Here is a 16044-nt window from a genome sequence, read left to right as displayed (position 1 = left end):
GGGGCTCGCTTGCGCGAGCCCCGCCTCCGTCACGTCAGGTCAGAGACCACGGACGTTCGACGCCTGCGGACCCTTCGGACCGGCGATGACCTCGAACTCGACCCGCTGGCCGTCCTCGAGGTTGCGGTAGCCGCTGCCAGTGATCGCGGAGAAGTGCACGAACACGTCGGGCTCGCCGCCGTCCGGTGCGATGAAGCCGAAGCCCTTCTCAGCGTTGAACCACTTGACGGTTCCCTGAGCCATTACTGCTCTCCCTAAGGAAGTGAATCTTGGGGACCACACCTCGTGGCCCCCGGTGTGTCGCACAGCTCCCCGGGTGGCTCATACAGTCAAACTGGTTTTCGCTACGGGAACAGCTAATACAACGCCTTCACATCTAACACTATGGAGCCCGTTGGTGTTCCACGTCTGGGGCAGATTTCTCGCCCCAGGGGTGGCCGGGGGCAGGTCATGGCGCGTCACAGTGCACACTGGAACCTGCTATGACCTGCCCCCGCCTCATCGCCACGGATCTCGACGGCACCGCGCTGCGTACCGACGGAACGATCTCATCGCGTACGGCCGCCGCCTTCGCCCGGGTGGAGAAGTCCGGCGGCACCCTCGTCTTCGTCACCGGGCGGCCGCCCCGGTGGATGCACAGCGTCGCGGGAACCGTCGGGCACTGCGGGCTCGCGATCTGCGCGAACGGCGCACTCGTGTACGACCTGCACACCGAGCGGATCGTCGAGTCGCATCTGATCGCCCCGGACATCCTGGAGGAGTGCGTGGCCCGGCTCCGGCGGGATGTGCCGGGCCTGACGTTCTCGGTCGAGTACGAGGGCGACTTCGCGCACGAGGCGGCGTACGCGCTCGGCGGCTGGGACTCCCGTGAGGTGTCGTGCGGACGTGAGGTGGGGACCGCCGCGCTGACCTCCCTGCCCTGTGCCAAGCTGCTCGCCGCTCATCCCGCGATGGACCCCGACGAACTGGTCCGTGTGGCCCTGGAGGTCGTGGGCGACATCGTGACCCCGACGCACTCCAGCGGCCGGGCGCTGCTGGAGATGAGCGCGTACGGCGTGACCAAGGCGACGGCGCTGGCCACGTTGGCGGAGGAGCGGGGGATCAAGCCGGCGGAGGTGGTCGCCTTTGGCGACATGCCGAACGACCTGCCGATGCTGAGCTGGGCCGGCACGTCGTACGCGGTGGCGAACGCCCACCCGGACGTGCTGGCCGCCGTCGATCACGTGACGGCGGCCAACAACGACGACGGCGTCGCGGTGGTGCTGGAGGAACTCTTCTGACCTTCGCGGCCCTTAAAGGTCTTACAGGCCTTACAGGTAGGGGCCGCCGGCGCGGTGGCCCTGCTCGTCCGCGGCCGCCTGGGTCAGGCCGCCGGGGAGGGCGCGGCGCATCTGTTCGAGCTGGGCCCGCGCGGCCATCTGCTGGGCGAACAACGTGGTCTGGATGCCGTGGAACAGGCCCTCCAGCCAGCCGACGAGCTGGGCGTGCGCGACTCTCAGCTCGGCGTCGCTGGGCGGGGTGGGGCTGTCGTCGCTGAACGGCAGCGACAGCCGTTCCAGCTCCTCCACGAGCTCGGGGGCCAGACCCTCCTCCAGCTCCTTGATCGAGCTCTGGTGGATGTCCTTGAGCCGCTTGCGGCTGGCGTCGTCGAGGGGAGCGGCGCGCACCTCCTCCAGAAGCTGGCGGATCATGCTGCCGATCCGCATCACCTTGGCGGGCTGCTCCACCAGGTCGGCGACGGATCGCTCCTCGTGCTCGCCGCTACCGTCGCCGGAGACCGACAGGCCCTGCGGGCCCACGACCACGATCTGCGGCGTGCTCTCGTCTGCGTTCATCGATCGCTTACAACTCCTGACTCACTCCGCTGGGGCACACCGGTGCTCACCCGATCCAACCTAGCTCACCTGACCAGCAGCAGCTTTCCGACGTGAGCCCCCTCTTCGAGCGCCCGGTGCGCCCGCGCGGCCTGGTCGAGCGGAATCCGCTCGTGCACCACGGGCCGTACGGCCCCGGCGGTGACCAGCGGCCAGACGCTCTCCACGACGCCCCGGCAGATCACGCCCTTGTCGTCCACCGGGCGGTGACGCAGCCCGGTCGCGTGGATCGCCGCCCGCTTGGCGAGCAGCGCCCCGAGGTCGAGCTCGCCCCTGGCGCCGCCCTGCATGCCGATGACCACCAGCCTGCCGCCGGTGGCGAGGGCCCGGATGTTCCCGGCCAGATACTTCGCGCCGATGATGTCGAGGATGACGTCGGCCCGGCCCTCGAAGCGCTCGGCGAAGTCCTCCTCGTGGTAGTTCACCGCCTCGTCCGCGCCGAGGGCCCGGCAGCGTTCGATCTTCTCGGCCGATCCCGCCGTCACCAGCACCCGGGAGCCGTACGCCTTGGCGAGCTGGATCGCCATCGTGCCGATGCCGCTCGCGCCGCCGTGGACGAGCAGGGTCTCGCCCTTCCGCAGGCGGGCGGTCATGAAGACGTTCGACCAGACCGTGCAGGCGACCTCGGGCAGCGCGGCCGCCTCGTCGAGCGGGAGCCCCTCGGGCACCGGCATGACCTGCTGCCACGGGACGGCCACCCGCTCCGCGTACCCGCCGCCCGCGAGCAGGGCGCAGACCCGGTCGCCGGGCGCGACGCCGGGGACGTTCCCGCCGACCTCGGCGACCACCCCGGAGCACTCGAGACCGGGGATCTCCGAGGCGCCGGGCGGCGGCGGGTAGAGGCCGCGGCGCTGGAGGAGGTCGGCCCGGTTGACGGCCGAGGCGGCGACGTCGATAACCACCTCACCTGGGGCGGGACGCGGATCGGGCACTTCCCGCCAGTCCAGAACCTCGGGTCCGCCGGGTTCGGAAATCACCATCGCGCGCATGTGACCTAAAGTAGCGTGACGGAGAACTAGGGCGGTTGCCCGCATTCAGCGGATTACGTGGCGCTAATCTTCAATGTGATTGCTACCCCATAAGCCCATCCCGAGGGGGTACTCGGTGGCGAGACATGATCGTGAGGATCCCCATTCTCTGGAGGACCAGCTCGCGTGGCTGGACGCGATCAAGGAGATGCCCGACGAGGTAGAGATAGCGGTGAGCGCGGTCACGTCCGCGACCCTCGCCTCTCCACCGGCCTCGCCCGCCGCCGAGCCCGAGCCCGCCTCGCCGTACCCCGCCGACCCCTGGAGCCTCGTCCCGGCCGAGCCCGCGTCCGGCGGGCTGTTCCGCGCCACGACCGAGTCCGCGTACGGCGCCCCGGTCCAGGAGGACGAGGAGACCCGGGAGGCGTCGTCGACCGGGCCGATCCGAGAGTCCGGTTACGGCGGCGGCTCCGCCGCGTACGGCACGGGTGACCAGGGCGACAACGCCGCGACCTCCGCGTACGACTACGGATACGGCACCGATTCGGGATATGGAACCGACTCGGGATATGGCGAAACGGCCTTCGTCGCGCCGCCGGAACCTGTGCGGCCGGAACGCTCCGATGAACTCTCAGCCGTGAGCGAGGAAGAGGGCCCGTCGGTGGAGTCCTCCACCGGGCCCGTGCGGTTCTCCCCGTTCGGAAGTGCGCCGTCGGAGACGGAGAGCGGGGAATCGTACAAATCCTTCGGGACGCCGACGGCCGCCTTCGGCACGCCTCTGGGGACGTCGACCGGGCCCGTCAGCGCTCCGTCGTTCGGCAGCGCGGACTCCGGGGCCGACAAGCCGGAGTCTCCGGGCGCGAACCGGGACGAGGAGGAGGACGACGACCACTCCGCCTCGTCGCCCGGAGGGGCCTTCGGGCGTGGTGCGTTCTCGTCGCCCGTGGACACCGATTCCTACAACATTGGGGCGTTCTCGGACACCGAGACCCGCCAGCGTCACACCCCGGACCCGCCGTCCGCGTCGAAGGAGCCGCTGCGGGGCTGGCTGGAGCCGGCGGTGCCGGTGGAGGCGGTCAGGCAGGAAGACGCCACTGACGCAGAGCCAGAGGAGCCTCCGGCTCCCTCGGAGGGCTCGTCGTCGTTCGCGCCCCCGCGGCCCGAGTCTACGGACGATCACTTCACCGGCTCCCTGCGGTCCGAGCGTGCGGACGATCGCTTCACCGGATCGCTGCGGGACGAGCGTGCGGACGATCGCTTCACTGGTTCCCTACGGGACGAGCGTACGGACGATCGCTTCACTGGTTCCCTACGGGACGAGCGTACGGACGATCGCTTCACCGGATCGCTGCGGGACGAGCGTACGGACGATCGCTTTACCGGCTCCCTGCGGGACGACCTGGCGGCCGAGGAGCGCAAGCCGTACGAGCCGGGCCCGGCGGTGACCCCCGCGCCCGAGCAGGCCGCGGCACCGGAGCCCGTTGTGGCTCCCGAACCGGCACCGGAGCGTCCCACCGCCTCCGTCTATCCCCCCGTCCCCGCTCGCCCCGCCGCCCCGCCTCGCTCCACCGCCGAGGCTGCTCCGGTCATCCCGGATGGCCCGATCGCTCCGGCTGTTCCGGAGAGGGACGCCTTCGCGGAGCGGGAGGCGTACCAGTCGCCGCGGCGGCCCGCTCCGCCCGTCTCCGCGTTCAGCTCGCCGGCACGCGCCACAGGGCCCAAGACGGCGGGATCCAAGCCGAACGCCGACAGTCTCGACCCGGTCGTCCTCCTGCGCGGCCGTAGGAACGCTCCCGCGACGGGCTGGCGGCGCCTGGTCTACAAGGCGTCCGCCGGGCTGATCAAGCCGGGCGAGGCCCCGGAAGTGCGGCGCCGCCGCGAGCTCGTCCAGCGCGCCCGTACGCCGGTCGCCACAGGGCATCACCGGGTCGCGGTGCTCAGCCTCAAGGGCGGGGTGGGCAAGACCACGACGACCGTCGGCCTCGGCGCCACGCTCGCGCAGGTGCGCGGCGACCGCGTCATCGCCGTCGACGCCAACCCGGACCGTGGAACGCTCTCCGACAAGGTGGAGCTGGAGACGTCGGCGACCGTACGCGACCTGCTGAACGAGCGGGCCCAGATCAAGCGGTACGTGGACATCCGGGCTTTCACCTCGCAGACCACCTCGCGGCTGGAGATCCTGGCGTCCGACCGCGACCCGTCGGTGTCGGAGGCGTTCAGCGCCAAGGACTACCACTCGGTGGCCCAGGTGCTGGAGAACTTCTACTCCATCTGCATCACCGACTGCGGCACGGGGCTCCTGCACTCGGCCATGTCGGGCGTGCTGGGCATGGCCGACCAGATCGTGCTGGTCAGCTCGCCCTCGGTGGACGGCGCCCGCGCGGCCTCGGCCACGCTGGACTGGCTGGAGGCGCACCACTACGGCGACCTCGTCCGTTCGGCCACCGTGGTGCTCTGCAGCGTACGGCCGCGGTCGAAGTCGACGGTCGACCTCGACAAGCTGGAGGCCCACTTCGCCGCCCGCTGCCGTACGGTCGTCCGCGTGCCGTACGACCCGCACCTGGAGGAGGGAGCGGAGATCGACCTGGACCGGCTGCAGCAGGCCACCCGGGACGCCTACCTCCGCCTGGCCGCCTCCGTCGGCGACGGCTTCGCCGGCCCGCAGGCACTGGCGGAGCGCAAGTTCTCCGAGATCCCGGACCACCTGTAGGACCGTCGACTGATCTTTTTCAGCGGTCGCGGTCACGGCCGGGCCGGTGAGAGACTAGTCTGCGGCATGGCGCCTCGCATGAGGCGCCACCAGGGAGAGCTCGCCTAGTGGACGATGGCGGCGGTCTTGAAAACCGCTAGGCCGGGTGACCGGTCTCGTGGGTTCGAATCCCACGCTCTCCGCTCTGTGACGTCGCAAGACATCGGAAACCCTCGAACCTACGGGTTCGGGGGTTTCTTTGTGTACTGGGGTTGGTAGTCGCGGGCCGTCGAACCTCGCCTCGAATTCGCGCTTGAGGGTCTCGAACTGCTCGTAGCTGAGTTCGTGAGTCACAAGGACTCGCCTTCGCACCGGGGGACGACACCAGACAACCCATGCCATACGGCGCGAAAGATCGATGGCAGGCGGTTACTCGGGCCAGGCGGAGCTCTCGATCACCTCGACGAAGTCGATGCGCCGGAACCCGGGCACGAAGTGCTCCAGCACGTCGGCGTTGACGGTGCCGAACGTGGTGTCGGGACGATCCTTGAACCCCTCGATGAACGCCGCGAGGATCTGCCGCTTGAAGCCGGGACGCGGATGGGCCGCGACGACCGCGGCGATGTCCTCGGGGGCCAGGTCGGCGTACCCGATGCCGAGCACGTCGGCCTCCACCCCGGCGGTCACCAGGGCCACCTCGGGCTCCAGCCGGTAAGGAATCTCCGGTGTGGTGTGCAGGGCGATGCCCTCCCAGACCTTGCGTACGTCGTCCTCGGGCACGCCGTGGGAGGCAAGGAACCGGCGCGCCTCGTCGGCGCCGTCGATCTCGAACCGCTGGTCCGTACGCCGATATCGCTCGGTGAGCCCGAGGTCGTGGAACATCGCCCCGACGTAGAGCAGCTCGGGATCGGCCCGCAGCCCGAGCCGCCGGCCCCGCAACGACCCGAACAGGAACACCCGGCGCGAGTGGTGGTAGAGGAGCGGGGGCGCCGCCTCCCGCACCAGCTCGGTCGCCTCGGTGGAGAGCGTCGAGTCGGGAACGGCGACTCCGGCGATGGTCTCGCTCATGACAGCTCCTCCTCATGCGTTACTCAGTCCCCCCGGAGCGTTCCCTTGACTGGTCCAAGTGAGCTCTCAGGCGGCTCCAAGTGATCGCTCCGAGACTGGGCGCCCTGGACGCAGAAGGAGGACAGTCAGATGAAAGTCGCACTGGTCACGGGAGCGGGACGCGGAATCGGCAGGGAGATCGCGCGGCAGCTCGCCGGGCGCGGCATGACGGTGGTCGCCGGGGTACGCGACGAGAGCCACGCCCCTGAAGGCACCCGTCCCGTGCTGCTCGACGTCACCGACGACGCGGCGGTCGGGAACGCGGCCAAGCTCGTGGGAGAGGAGTTCGGGCGGCTCGACGTGCTGGTCAACAACGCCGCGGTCTGCGGCGACTACGGCGTCAGCCCGGCGGACGCGACGGCGGACCACATGCGCGCCACCTACGAGGTGGGCGTGTTCGGGGTGGTCACCGTCACCCGCGCGATGATCCCGCTGCTGCGGGCGGCCGGCGAGGCCAGGATCGTCAACATGACCACCCGGCTGGCCTCCCTCACCCTCACCCAGGCGAAGGACGACTTCAACGTGGGGTGGGCCATGCTGGCCTACAACTCGGCGAAGAGCGCGCTCAACGCGCTCACCGTGCTCTACGCGAACGAGCTGGCCGGGGCTGGCATCCTCGTCAACGCGGTGGACCCGGGCCACTGCGCCACCGACCTGACCGGCCACACCGGCACCCGTACGGCGGCCGAGGGCGCGGCGGTGGCCGTGCGGATGGCGACCCTTCCGCCCGGCGGCCCGACCGGCACGTTCAGCTCGGAGGAGGGCCCGATCCCCTGGTAGATCCTCCGCCGTGAGGGCCGGGAGGGTCAGGTCGTGGCGCGGACCACCAGGCGCGTGGGGAGGACGACGGAGCTGGTGTGGCGGCCGTCGAGGCGGGACATGAGCAGTCGCGCCAGGGCCAGGGCCTGGTCCGCGGCGGGCACCCGGACGGTGGTGAGCGCCGGGGTCGTGCAGGAGGCGGCGTGGATGTCGCCGAAGCCGGCGACCGCCAGGTCTTCCGGCACCCGCAGCCCCTTCTCACGCGCCGCTTCCATCGCGCCGATCGCCAGCTCGTCCGAGGTGGCGAACACAGCGTCCAGGTCCTGGTCGCCGGACAGCAGCTCGCGGGCCGCGGTCGATGCTCAGCTGGCGCAGGAGTTCTCCCCAGGAGTATGGCGTTGGGGCCGCCCTGCGGAGGGCGACCCCAGGTCTGTCGGTTCGGTCAGTGACCGGCGCCAGGGCCGGTCCGGCGCGGGGCGCCGGCGGCGAGTGCCAGGTCCTGCTGGATCACGTAGTACTGCGACTTGGGCTTCAGGTCCGCGTCGTACAGCAGCGCGGCACCCTCCTGCGGGTTGTCGAACCAGCCCGGGATCCAGGAGTACGTGTCGCCGAAGCCCCACGGGGTGAACGAGATGCACTCGCGCACCGCCAGGCAGGCCTTCAGGGCGCGGGACCAGTAGCTCTCCTGGGCGTACGGAGCCAGCGGGTCGGTCGGGGTGTTCACGTTCGGCGCGGCCTGGGTGAACGTACGGACGTCCACCTCGGTCTCGGCCACCTTCAGGCCGAGGTCGGCGAAGCGCTGCAGGTTGTTCTGCAGGTCCGGGAAGCCGTACTGCGTGTCGAGGTGGCCTTGGAAGCCGACGCCGTCGATGGGCACGCGCTGGGCCTTCAGGGTCTTGACGAAGTCGTACACCGCGTTGCTCTTCGGCCCGGTGAACTCGAGGTTGTAGTCGTTGTAGAACAGCAGGGCCTTCGGGTCGGCCTCGTGCGCCCAGCGGAAGGCGTCGGCGATGTAGCCGAGGCCGCCCCACGCCTTGTACCAGACGGTCTGGCGGGGCTTCCCGTCGTCGTCGAACGCCTCGTTGACGACGTCCCACTGCCAGATGTCGCCCTTGAAGTGCTTCGCCTGGTCCTGGACGTGCTTCTTGAGCAGGGCCTTCAGCTCGTCGTTGGACAGGGTGGTGGTGTAGCCGTCCGAGGAGAGCCAGGTGGGCAACTGGCTGTGCCATACCAGCGTGTGTCCGCGGACCAGCTGCTTGTTGGCCTTCGCGAAGGCGACCAGCCGGTCGGCCGGCGCCCAGTCGTAGGTGCCGCGGGTGGGCTCCACGAGCTGCCACTTCATCACGTTCTCCGGGGTGACGCTGGAGAACTGCTCGGCCGTGATCCGCGTGTAGTCGGTGTTGCTGCCGAGTTCGTCCATGTTCACGGCGGTGCCGATGCGCAGGCCGGTCCGGTCGCCGAGGGCGCGCAGCGAGTCCGCCGGGTAGCGGACGGCCTTGGGCGGTGCGGCGGCGGCGCCCGGCTCGGCCGAGGCCGAGCTGGTGAGAGCCACCCCGCCCAGCAGGACCGTGGCGCTCAGGACGCCGATGGACAGTGCGGAACGAACCACAGGAACTCCTCGGGTTGAGAACAGGGATGTGATGGCTCTGTGGATCAGGTCAGCCCCGCCGGGCGGGTGGCGGCAAGTCGTGACTCCATCTATGGGCGACGGGGGTGACCGAAAGTTTCGAGGCTGTTACGAAAGTAATGCAGACCATAGGAAGTTGCCAGTTGTACGTCAAGAGATCCGATCACCAGTGACTTCGCGGCCCATGGATGCTGCGGGGCGGAGAAGTGCGAGAGTGGGCTCTACGCCCGCGCCCAAGCTGATGGCGGGTTTTTCGAAACTTTTCGGTTCCGCTGCCTTGGCTGGAGAGATGCGGCAGGGCATGTCGTCAGGGTCACCGCGGTGGCGGGGGGCGCTCGAAAGAAGCCGCTCGGGCGGGCCGCAAGCGGGATCACGGTCTCAGGCGGACGTGGGGTCCGGGGGTGATCCAACGCTGCCGGTGTAAATTTCAAAGCCGCCGCCGCACGCTGGTCGAAAGCCGAGTCCCTGGAGCTCGGGCTCGTCGATCGCGGTGACCACGCGTAGGGCACCGGCCTCGGCTGCCTCGAAGACCGTGAGACGGATCAGCGCATCCCGTACCTCTGATGGGACCTCAGGCCGGATGTGCACCAGGTCGAGACGGGCGACGGTGTGCTGTTCGTCCTCCCAGGACGCGGCCGCCTGGCCGACGAAAGGTCTCCAACGGGCATTGTCGACGGAGGCCTGGAGCCAGCAGACGAGCTTTCCCTCGGCGATCGACTGCCTGGGGGTGGTCACATCCATTCCCGCCTCGGCCAACCAACAGCCGGCCGTGGCAGCCGCAACCTGTGCCGGAGGCGATCCGGAGGTCTTCTGCGACCGTGGGAGGGAGGGCACCGCGTCGTCGAGTGGAACCGGACTGATGGAGAACCCTGCGGGGCAGACGTCCGGAGCTTCATGGGTGTCCAGGAGAACGTACCCGTCGCGAACCAGCCGGCGGCCAGGACGAACCAGCCCTGTCCCGAGTTCCTCCGAGAGAAGAGCGGCGACGTCTGCGGCCCATGCATCCGGTGAGGTCACCGACAGGCCGGTCCAGGGACTCTCCGGCGCCGTCGGGAACGCAATCTTGAGGGCGTACGTGTTCGGATCTCGTCGCCAGCGGAAAAGCACCAGCATGCAGTCGGGCTCCGCGATCACGCCGACGACGGAGTACCCGTCAATTGTGGTGTCGGCGCGTAGCAAGCATGTCGTGACCGCTCTGACGACCTCCTGCCGAGACCACTGCATCGCCACGTATCAAGGCTCCCACAGCTTCCCGGACTGGATCGGTGTCCGCATGACCGGTCCCGAGCTGCGCGCCGGTGGCGCGCCTCGGCGTACTGGCCAGGGTCCCAGGCCGAGCGCTTCCACGGGGCGCGTGCCTGAGCGCCCGCGTGTCCCGGGCTTTCAGCAGGTGACGTAGGCCGCCTTGGGGTTGTTGTACGAGCAGGAGTCGATGAGCTTGCCGCCGGCGTTGTGCAGGTAGGCGGTGTCCTTGTCCTGGTTCCAGATGTAGGCGAAGGTGTTGCCGCTCCGGCCCCAGTAGAGGGTGGTGGAGGTGTTCTTCCCCTTGCCGGTGCGGAGGGTGACCGTCTTCCCGGGCTTGAGGGTGAACGCCCCGAACGTGTAGACGTGACCTGCCTGCTTTGTCTTGTCGCGCATCGTCCAGCCCTTGAGGCTGACGACCTTCCGGGTGGTGTTCCTGATCTGTACGTACTCGCCGTTCAGGCTGCTGTTGGAGCCGGTGTCCGGCGAGCCGGGCGAGTCGTAGTAGATCTTGGTGATCTGGACGGCAGGTGTGGCGGCCTGGGCGGGGGCGGCGAGCAGGGGAACGGTGACGGCCGCTGCCAGCAGGCCAAAGGGGACCTGACGCACGATGTGCTCACTCCTGAGATATGGGATGCGACAGAGTGTTGACGCCTCGCTCGCGGATCCGGTTGACCTCTACCGCTCGGGTGAGGCCGCGTACGGCGTGAGCGCCTTGGAGGCGCGCCCCGGGCGGCTGCGTAGGGACCGGCAGCGGGCCGTCGGTGTCCGTCTCAGGTGAAAACCATGTGACATTTCATGGCACGTGCCGTAACTCTGGGCATGGGCGATGAGTTTTGTCGGTGGCGTCCGTCAGGCTTTCCATGAACGCAACTTCTTGCGGGGCCCAGGGCTGAGCCCCAGCTATGCCCGCGTCATGTTCCGACGATCCTGATCGAGGTACCGTGTCAATCGCACAGACTGATTCACCCGCCAAGCCTGTGGCCCCCGCCGCCTCGGGGCGCACCCCGGCCGTGATCCGGTTGCTGGTGCTCGCCACGTTCGTGGTCATCCTGAACGAGACGCTCCTGATCAACGCGATTCCGCGGCTGATGGGCGCACTGCAGATCACGGAACAGACGGCGCAGTGGTTGTCGACCGCCTTCATGCTGACCATGGCAGCCGTCATCCCGATCACCGGGTGGTTCCTGCAACGGGCGTCCACCCGTGGTGCGTACGCCACCGCGATGGCGTTGTTCCTGCTCGGCACGACGCTGGCCGCCGTCGCGCCGTCGTTCGAGCTGCTGCTGGGCGCCCGCATCATCCAGGCGTCCGGGACGGCCGTGATGATGCCGCTGCTGATGACGACGTTGATGCAGGTTGTGCCTGAGTCGGACCGCGGCCGTGTGATGGGCAACGTCACGCTGGCCATCTCGGTCGCGCCCGCCATGGGCCCGGCGGTCTCGGGGGTGATCCTCCAGTTCGGGTCCTGGCGGCTGCTGTTCGCCGTGGTGCTCCCCATCGCCGCGTTGATCACCTGGGGCGGCCTGCGGCAGCTCAAGAACGTCGGGGAGCCCCAGGCCGGCACCATCGACTGGCTGAGCGTGGTGACCGCCGCCGCCGGCTTCGGCGGCCTGGTCTACGGGCTCAGCCGGTTCGAGGGTGGCGACGTCCGCGTGGCCGCCTCGATCGTCGCGGCGGGCCTGGTCGCCATCGTGCTCTTCGTCGTCCGCCAGCTGTCGTTGCAGAAGCGCGGCGTGCCGCTGATGGACCTGCGCACCCTGCGCCACCGCACCTACACGATCGCGCTGATCATGATGTCGGTCTCCTTCATGGCGATGCTCGGCGCGATGATCCTGCTGCCGCTGTACCTGCAGAACGTCCGGCAGCTCAGTCCCCTGGAGACCGGGCTCCTCGTGATGCCGGGCGGCCTCGCGATGGGGCTCCTCGGCCCGATCGTCGGCCGCCTGTTCGACCGGTTCGGCGGCCGGGTTCTGGTCGTTCCCGGCGCGGTCGGCATCATGATCGCGCTCGCCGGCTTCACCCAGGTCACGATGACCATGCCGTTCTGGCAGCTCCTGGGTCTGCACGCACTGCTGATGGTGAGCCTGGCCGCGACCTTCACCCCCGTGTTCACCCTCGGGCTCGGCGCGGTTCCCCCGCACCTGTACTCCCACGGCAGCTCGATCCTGAGCACGCTGCAGCAGGTCGCCGCGGCCTTTGGCACCGCGCTCGTGATCACCGTGATGAGCGCGCGGGCCGACGCCCTGAGGTCCGCGGGAACGACGGAGATGCTCGCCAACCTCGGCGGCATGAGGCTTGCCTTCGTCATCGGCGCGGTGCTGTCCCTGGCCGTGGTGGTCACCGCCGTGCTCCTGCCGGCCCGGGCGGACGCCGGAGCCGAGTTCCACGGACACGGCCACTGAGGCCGGCCTGACGGAATCCCTTGCCGGGTGGGTCGTGCCCGCTCGGCAGGCGGCAGCTCACAGGCGGACGACGTCTGCCACGTCGGCGCTTCCGACGCTGCGCCTGATCGTCTCGATGAGCCGGGCGATGCCCTCCTCGTCGCGCCGGTAGTGGGTCCACTTCCCGACGCGGGTGGAGCGGACGAGGCCCGCCCGTTCGAGCGTGGCCATGTAGGTGGAGACGGTGGACTGGGCGACCCCCGTCTTGGCCTGGATATGGCTGACGCAGACGCCCACGAGCTGGTGGCCGGCTACCTCGTCTCCGTCTACGGGTTGAGCGTCGCCGTCGGCGCCCTCGTGCTGACCGCGGGCATCGTCCGCTGGCGGCCGACAGGTCCCTGAACGCCTCGTTGATCGGCATCATGGCGCTCCTCACTGTCGTCATGGCCGCCCTCGCCCTCACCGCGGAGAACCGGGTCGCGACGATCGTCTCGCTGCTGCTGATGGGCACCATCGACCTCGCGAGCGCGCCCGGCCTGCAGGTGCGGACCATGAAGTACGCCCAGGATGCGCCCACCCTGGCCTCCGGCGCCGACATCGCCGCCTTCAACGTCGGCAACGCGCTCGGCGCCTGGCTCGGTGGTCTGGCGCTCGCCGCCGGGTACGGGTACGTCTCCCCGCTGTGGGTCGGCGCCGGCCTCGCCCTCGCCGGGCTCGTCGTGGTGACTGCGGGTTCCCTGCGCGGCCGGTCCGTGAGACAGGCCGATCCAGGGCTTCCGCTTCAGCCGCCGTACGCGGAGTGCTGAACGGCGCTTTCACCCGGAAGGGCGCCGCGGTTCCGAAAGGCTCGCCCGAAAAGGCTCGGTCCGGCATTCTGTCCGTACGGATGATTACGTACGGACAATGCTTTTCCACAACGGATGGACCGGCCAGGTGAATGCGGCCGGGACGGAGGACTGATGGGATTGTCTCCTGAGGCCCGGGCGTTCACCGCCGGACTGCTGGTGAGTAACAGCGCTCCCCACCTGGGGACGGCGGTGACGGGACGCCGGCACCTCACCCCGTTCGGCCGGAATTCCGGCCCGGCGGTCAACCTTGTTTGGGGTCTGGTCAATCTCACCGGTGGCCTGTTACTGCTCCGTACGGTGGCGCAGGCCGAAGGGACGGACCAGAAATGGTATTCGCGGCTCGTCGCATTCGAGAGCGGCTGCGCCGTCTTCGCGATGTGGATGGCGGTGACGGAGAAAGCCCTTTCGGTGATTCGCACTCGGGATTGACGGCTCGCTCCGGGTGGCCTGGTCGACGGCGTCCAGCCGGTCAGCCGGACGCCGTCGACCGCTCCCGGCGGCGGATCGGCACCGGTGCCTTGCCCCGCTTGGCCGATGCTCCGAGAGCCGAGCGCCGTCAGGAACCCGTCAGCTTGTGCAGGAGAGCCAGAGTGGTGAGGGCGACGCCGATCGGGAGCGCGAGCGCCGGGCTGACGGTCACGGTCACCCCGGTCTGCACGGAGACGAACACGAGGAGGAGGGCGCGGGAGGACAGCAGCGCTGGAGGGTGTCCGTCACCGGGCCCGCTGGCCTCCACGCGCCCGCGCGCCAGCCGGCATCTCCGTGGGCCCACAGGCTGATCGGTCGTCGCGCCGGGGTGGTCCGTCGTTTCCGACGGTGTCCTGTCCCGGGGACTCACGAGGCCGCGCCCGAAGCCGTGGCCGGCCTCGCGGCCCGTGATCTCAGCGGAATGGCCGGTGGGACCCACCGGCCGTGGGTCGCAGGGGGTATCTTCGTCATCGTTCATGTCCTTTCGTGCGGTGGAAGCGCGGGACCTGATCAGGAACGGCCCTCTGTCTCGTACACGGAGGGCCGTTCGTTTTCGTATGGCCTCTATGAGGCGCCATGCTCGATGGCGCTTATCCTCGCCCAGCGATCACCTCCGTGCAAGGGCCATCCGCACGTGATTATGACCGACCAGATGCACGTGCAGATGCTTTTTATCGGGTAGTGAGGCGTTCCTCATGGTCGACTGGAGTTTCGGTCCGTACGGTTAGGGAGTTTCGTTCGAGAGAGATTCCCTTGCTGCCTTCTGTCTGGTGCTCTCCTGCCGTTGTGCCCGCCCCTGGGGGAGCCCTGTAGAGTTGCACATGCGCATGAGCGGCTATTTGCACATGCATTGTGGATCCCGCGACGGACTGGGCTACCATGGGCGCCGGACAATTCGATGGCGTACTGTCCGGTCCGGGACGGTTCAACGTGCGCAGACCCTCATCGAGGCGTGGTTTCCCCGGTCAGGCATCTGCGCGGGAGAGAGTTCATGGCGGCGGTACTCGCAGGAAGCGGATGGCCGGCCGACGGGAATCCCGGTCAATCGGGAAGCGGACCGACCGTCCTGCGCATCACACTGGGCAGCCAGCTACGTCGGCTGCGTGAGGCGAAAGGTATATCTCGCTCTGAAGCGGGACATCTCATTCGAGGTAGTGAATCCAAGATCAGTCGGCTTGAGCTGGGCCGGAGCCCTTTCAAGGAGCGGGACGTCGCCGATCTCCTGACGCTCTACGGCGTGACGGACGCCGAGGAGCGCGCGGCGTTCCTCGGCCTGGTGAAGCAGGCCAACAATCCGGGCTGGTGGCACAAGTACAGCGATGTCCTGCCACCCTGGCTCAACGTCTATCTGGGACTGGAGGCGGGAGCCTCGGTCATCAGGACGTACGAGCCGCACGCCGTCCCCGCTCTCCTGCAGACAGAGGACTACGCCCAGGCGCACATCAGGCTCGCCCAGCCGGACGCGATGCCGCTGGAGGTCAAACGCCGAGTCGAGGTGCGGCGAGAGCGTCAGCGGATTCTGGCGGCGGCTGAACGGCCGACGTTGTGGACAGTGATCGAGGAGAGCGTTCTCCGGCGCCCGGTCGGAGGTCCTGAGGTGATGCGGGGCCAGTTGCGGCACCTCATCGAGATGGGGCAACGCGACCATGTGACTGTCCAGATTCTTCCGTACGGCGCTGCCGGCCATGCTCTGATCGGCCAGGCGTTCACGATGCTGCGGTTCACCGAGCCGGACCTTCCCGATCTGGTCTATCTCGAACAGCTCAGCAGCGCGCTCTACCTCGACAAGCGCGAGGACCTCGACATCTACACGAAAGTGATCGAGAGGCTGTGCGTGGAGGCCCGGCCTGGCCACGAAAGCGTCGCACTGTTGCGGGAGCTGCACGACCGTCTTTGACGCCTCCGACGAGAGCGTGTTCCGGACGGACCGCGACGCCGGACCGCGCCTCGCGCGGGCAAGAGGGGCGGCCGAGGACATAGCGCCAGAAGGGGTTCGCGGGGTACAAACGACTCATCACATTCTTCGCGGCTTGATACAAGCCCGCCCACCCAAGAGAGCGCTCTCACGAGCCTTCGCG

The 16044-nt window shown here is 68.9% G+C and carries 17 protein-coding genes, 1 tRNA gene and 2 pseudogenes; 9 read left to right on the top strand and 11 right to left on the bottom strand.

All coding sequences use genetic code 11. The features are described from left to right. Positions 1–39 precede the first annotated feature (39 nt). Entirely contained in the window at positions 40–243 is a 204-nt protein-coding gene (locus Mam01_RS08660) for a cold-shock protein (RefSeq protein WP_041952879.1), read from the bottom strand. A 239-nt stretch (positions 244–482) separates the two neighbouring features. Between Mam01_RS08660 and Mam01_RS08655 the strand changes: the two genes are divergently transcribed. Further along, the gene (locus Mam01_RS08655; RefSeq protein WP_204284861.1) at positions 483–1280 is read left to right on the top strand and encodes a Cof-type HAD-IIB family hydrolase; all 798 of its coding nucleotides are present in this window, start codon (positions 483–485) and stop codon (positions 1278–1280) included. A gap of 30 nt (positions 1281–1310) precedes the next feature. On the opposite strand, the gene Mam01_RS08650 is transcribed toward Mam01_RS08655, so the two are convergent. Then, positions 1311–1835, bottom strand: a complete 525-nt coding sequence (locus Mam01_RS08650; protein WP_150933760.1) for a bacterial proteasome activator family protein — start codon at positions 1833–1835, stop codon at positions 1311–1313. A gap of 65 nt (positions 1836–1900) precedes the next feature. Further along, positions 1901–2863 (bottom strand): NAD(P)H-quinone oxidoreductase, encoded by a 963-nt coding sequence (locus tag Mam01_RS08645; RefSeq protein WP_204284860.1) that lies wholly within the window; start codon positions 2861–2863, stop codon positions 1901–1903. Positions 2864–2978: 115 nt separating this feature from the next. On the opposite strand from Mam01_RS08645, the gene Mam01_RS37260 reads away from it, so the two are divergent. Both Mam01_RS37260 and Mam01_RS08635 read left to right on the top strand, forming a co-directional pair. Further along, positions 2979–5552, top strand: a complete 2574-nt coding sequence (locus Mam01_RS37260; protein ID WP_275408923.1) for a MinD/ParA family ATP-binding protein — start codon at positions 2979–2981, stop codon at positions 5550–5552. 93 nt (positions 5553–5645) lie between these two features. Continuing rightward, positions 5646–5734 (top strand) — tRNA-Ser (locus Mam01_RS08635). Between the two features lie 226 nt (positions 5735–5960). On the opposite strand, the gene Mam01_RS08630 is transcribed toward Mam01_RS08635, so the two are convergent. Continuing rightward, complete coding sequence (locus tag Mam01_RS08630; RefSeq protein WP_204284859.1) at positions 5961–6599, bottom strand: HD domain-containing protein; 639 nt, start codon at positions 6597–6599, stop codon at positions 5961–5963. A 129-nt stretch (positions 6600–6728) separates the two neighbouring features. Between Mam01_RS08630 and Mam01_RS08625 the strand changes: the two genes are divergently transcribed. Then, positions 6729–7418 (top strand): SDR family NAD(P)-dependent oxidoreductase, encoded by a 690-nt coding sequence (locus Mam01_RS08625; RefSeq protein WP_204284858.1) that lies wholly within the window; start codon positions 6729–6731, stop codon positions 7416–7418. A 26-nt stretch (positions 7419–7444) separates the two neighbouring features. Here Mam01_RS08625 and Mam01_RS08620 read toward each other — a convergent pair. The 4 genes and pseudogenes from Mam01_RS08620 to Mam01_RS08605 form a co-directional block, all read right to left on the bottom strand. Continuing rightward, a pseudogene (locus Mam01_RS08620) lies at positions 7445–7741 on the bottom strand (substrate-binding domain-containing protein); the annotation flags it as partial. A gap of 98 nt (positions 7742–7839) precedes the next feature. Next, complete coding sequence (locus tag Mam01_RS08615) at positions 7840–9006, bottom strand: endo-1,4-beta-xylanase (RefSeq protein ID WP_204284857.1); 1167 nt, start codon at positions 9004–9006, stop codon at positions 7840–7842. Positions 9007–9402: 396 nt separating this feature from the next. Next, positions 9403–10248, bottom strand: a complete 846-nt coding sequence (locus Mam01_RS08610; protein WP_239101147.1) for a hypothetical protein — start codon at positions 10246–10248, stop codon at positions 9403–9405. Positions 10249–10407: 159 nt separating this feature from the next. Continuing rightward, complete coding sequence (locus tag Mam01_RS08605; RefSeq protein WP_204284856.1) at positions 10408–10875, bottom strand: lamin tail domain-containing protein; 468 nt, start codon at positions 10873–10875, stop codon at positions 10408–10410. 335 nt (positions 10876–11210) lie between these two features. On the opposite strand from Mam01_RS08605, the gene Mam01_RS08600 reads away from it, so the two are divergent. Continuing rightward, positions 11211–12671 carry an MDR family MFS transporter gene (locus Mam01_RS08600; protein WP_239101145.1) on the top strand — a complete coding sequence of 487 codons (1461 nt, stop codon included), beginning with the start codon at positions 11211–11213 and terminating at the stop codon, positions 12669–12671. A 57-nt stretch (positions 12672–12728) separates the two neighbouring features. Here Mam01_RS08600 and Mam01_RS08595 read toward each other — a convergent pair whose 3' ends face one another. Further along, positions 12729–12881 (bottom strand): helix-turn-helix domain-containing protein, encoded by a 153-nt coding sequence (locus Mam01_RS08595; protein WP_275408925.1) that lies wholly within the window; start codon positions 12879–12881, stop codon positions 12729–12731. A gap of 3 nt (positions 12882–12884) precedes the next feature. After that, positions 12885–12947, bottom strand: a pseudogene (locus Mam01_RS37255) (transcriptional regulator); the annotation flags it as partial. Between Mam01_RS37255 and Mam01_RS37250 the strand changes: the two are divergent. The 3 genes from Mam01_RS37250 to Mam01_RS08585 all read left to right on the top strand — a co-directional run bounded on the left by Mam01_RS37250 (position 12927) and on the right by Mam01_RS08585 (position 13927). Further along, positions 12927–13052: a hypothetical protein gene (locus Mam01_RS37250; RefSeq protein WP_275408922.1), complete on the top strand. Its 126-nt coding sequence runs from the start codon at positions 12927–12929 to the stop codon at positions 13050–13052. The pseudogene Mam01_RS37255 and the gene Mam01_RS37250 overlap by 21 nt on opposite strands. 20 nt (positions 13053–13072) lie before the next feature. After that, entirely contained in the window at positions 13073–13456 is a 384-nt protein-coding gene (locus tag Mam01_RS08590; RefSeq protein ID WP_204284854.1) for an MFS transporter, read from the top strand. Between the two features lie 153 nt (positions 13457–13609). Next, on the top strand, positions 13610–13927 hold the full coding sequence (locus Mam01_RS08585) for a hypothetical protein (protein WP_204284853.1): 318 nt from the start codon (positions 13610–13612) through the stop codon (positions 13925–13927). Positions 13928–14054: 127 nt separating this feature from the next. Here the strand turns inward: Mam01_RS08585 and Mam01_RS08580 are convergent, their stop codons facing one another. Continuing rightward, positions 14055–14270, bottom strand: coding sequence for a hypothetical protein (locus Mam01_RS08580; RefSeq protein WP_204284852.1), 216 nt, complete (start codon positions 14268–14270; stop codon positions 14055–14057). A 687-nt stretch (positions 14271–14957) separates the two neighbouring features. Between Mam01_RS08580 and Mam01_RS08575 the strand changes: the two genes are divergently transcribed. Further along, positions 14958–15863: a Sco1979 family transcriptional regulator gene (locus tag Mam01_RS08575; protein WP_204284851.1), complete on the top strand. Its 906-nt coding sequence runs from the start codon at positions 14958–14960 to the stop codon at positions 15861–15863. Positions 15864–16044: the final 181 nt, after the last annotated feature.

Source organism: Microbispora amethystogenes, assembly GCF_016863015.1.
Taxonomy (GTDB): Bacteria; Actinomycetota; Actinomycetes; order Streptosporangiales; family Streptosporangiaceae; genus Microbispora; species Microbispora amethystogenes.
The sequence above is the reverse complement of the archived record's forward strand: the minus strand, read 5'-3'. Positions and strand labels throughout refer to the sequence as shown.

Coding starts and splice junctions, on each gene's coding strand:
- Mam01_RS08660 (WP_041952879.1), bottom strand. CDS start 243: ATGGCTCAGGGAACCGTCAAGTGGTTCAACGCTGAGAAGGGCTTCGGC.
- Mam01_RS08655 (WP_204284861.1), top strand. CDS start 483: ATGACCTGCCCCCGCCTCATCGCCACGGATCTCGACGGCACCGCGCTG.
- Mam01_RS08650 (WP_150933760.1), bottom strand. CDS start 1,835: ATGAACGCAGACGAGAGCACGCCGCAGATCGTGGTCGTGGGCCCGCAG.
- Mam01_RS08645 (WP_204284860.1), bottom strand. CDS start 2,863: ATGCGCGCGATGGTGATTTCCGAACCCGGCGGACCCGAGGTTCTGGAC.
- Mam01_RS08630 (WP_204284859.1), bottom strand. CDS start 6,599: ATGAGCGAGACCATCGCCGGAGTCGCCGTTCCCGACTCGACGCTCTCC.
- Mam01_RS08625 (WP_204284858.1), top strand. CDS start 6,729: ATGAAAGTCGCACTGGTCACGGGAGCGGGACGCGGAATCGGCAGGGAG.
- Mam01_RS08610 (WP_239101147.1), bottom strand. CDS start 10,248: ATGCAGTGGTCTCGGCAGGAGGTCGTCAGAGCGGTCACGACATGCTTG.
- Mam01_RS08595 (WP_275408925.1), bottom strand. CDS start 12,881: ATGGCCACGCTCGAACGGGCGGGCCTCGTCCGCTCCACCCGCGTCGGG.
- Mam01_RS37250 (WP_275408922.1), top strand. CDS start 12,927: ATGGCTGACGCAGACGCCCACGAGCTGGTGGCCGGCTACCTCGTCTCC.
- Mam01_RS08590 (WP_204284854.1), top strand. CDS start 13,073: ATGGCGCTCCTCACTGTCGTCATGGCCGCCCTCGCCCTCACCGCGGAG.
- Mam01_RS08585 (WP_204284853.1), top strand. CDS start 13,610: ATGGGATTGTCTCCTGAGGCCCGGGCGTTCACCGCCGGACTGCTGGTG.
- Mam01_RS08575 (WP_204284851.1), top strand. CDS start 14,958: ATGGCGGCGGTACTCGCAGGAAGCGGATGGCCGGCCGACGGGAATCCC.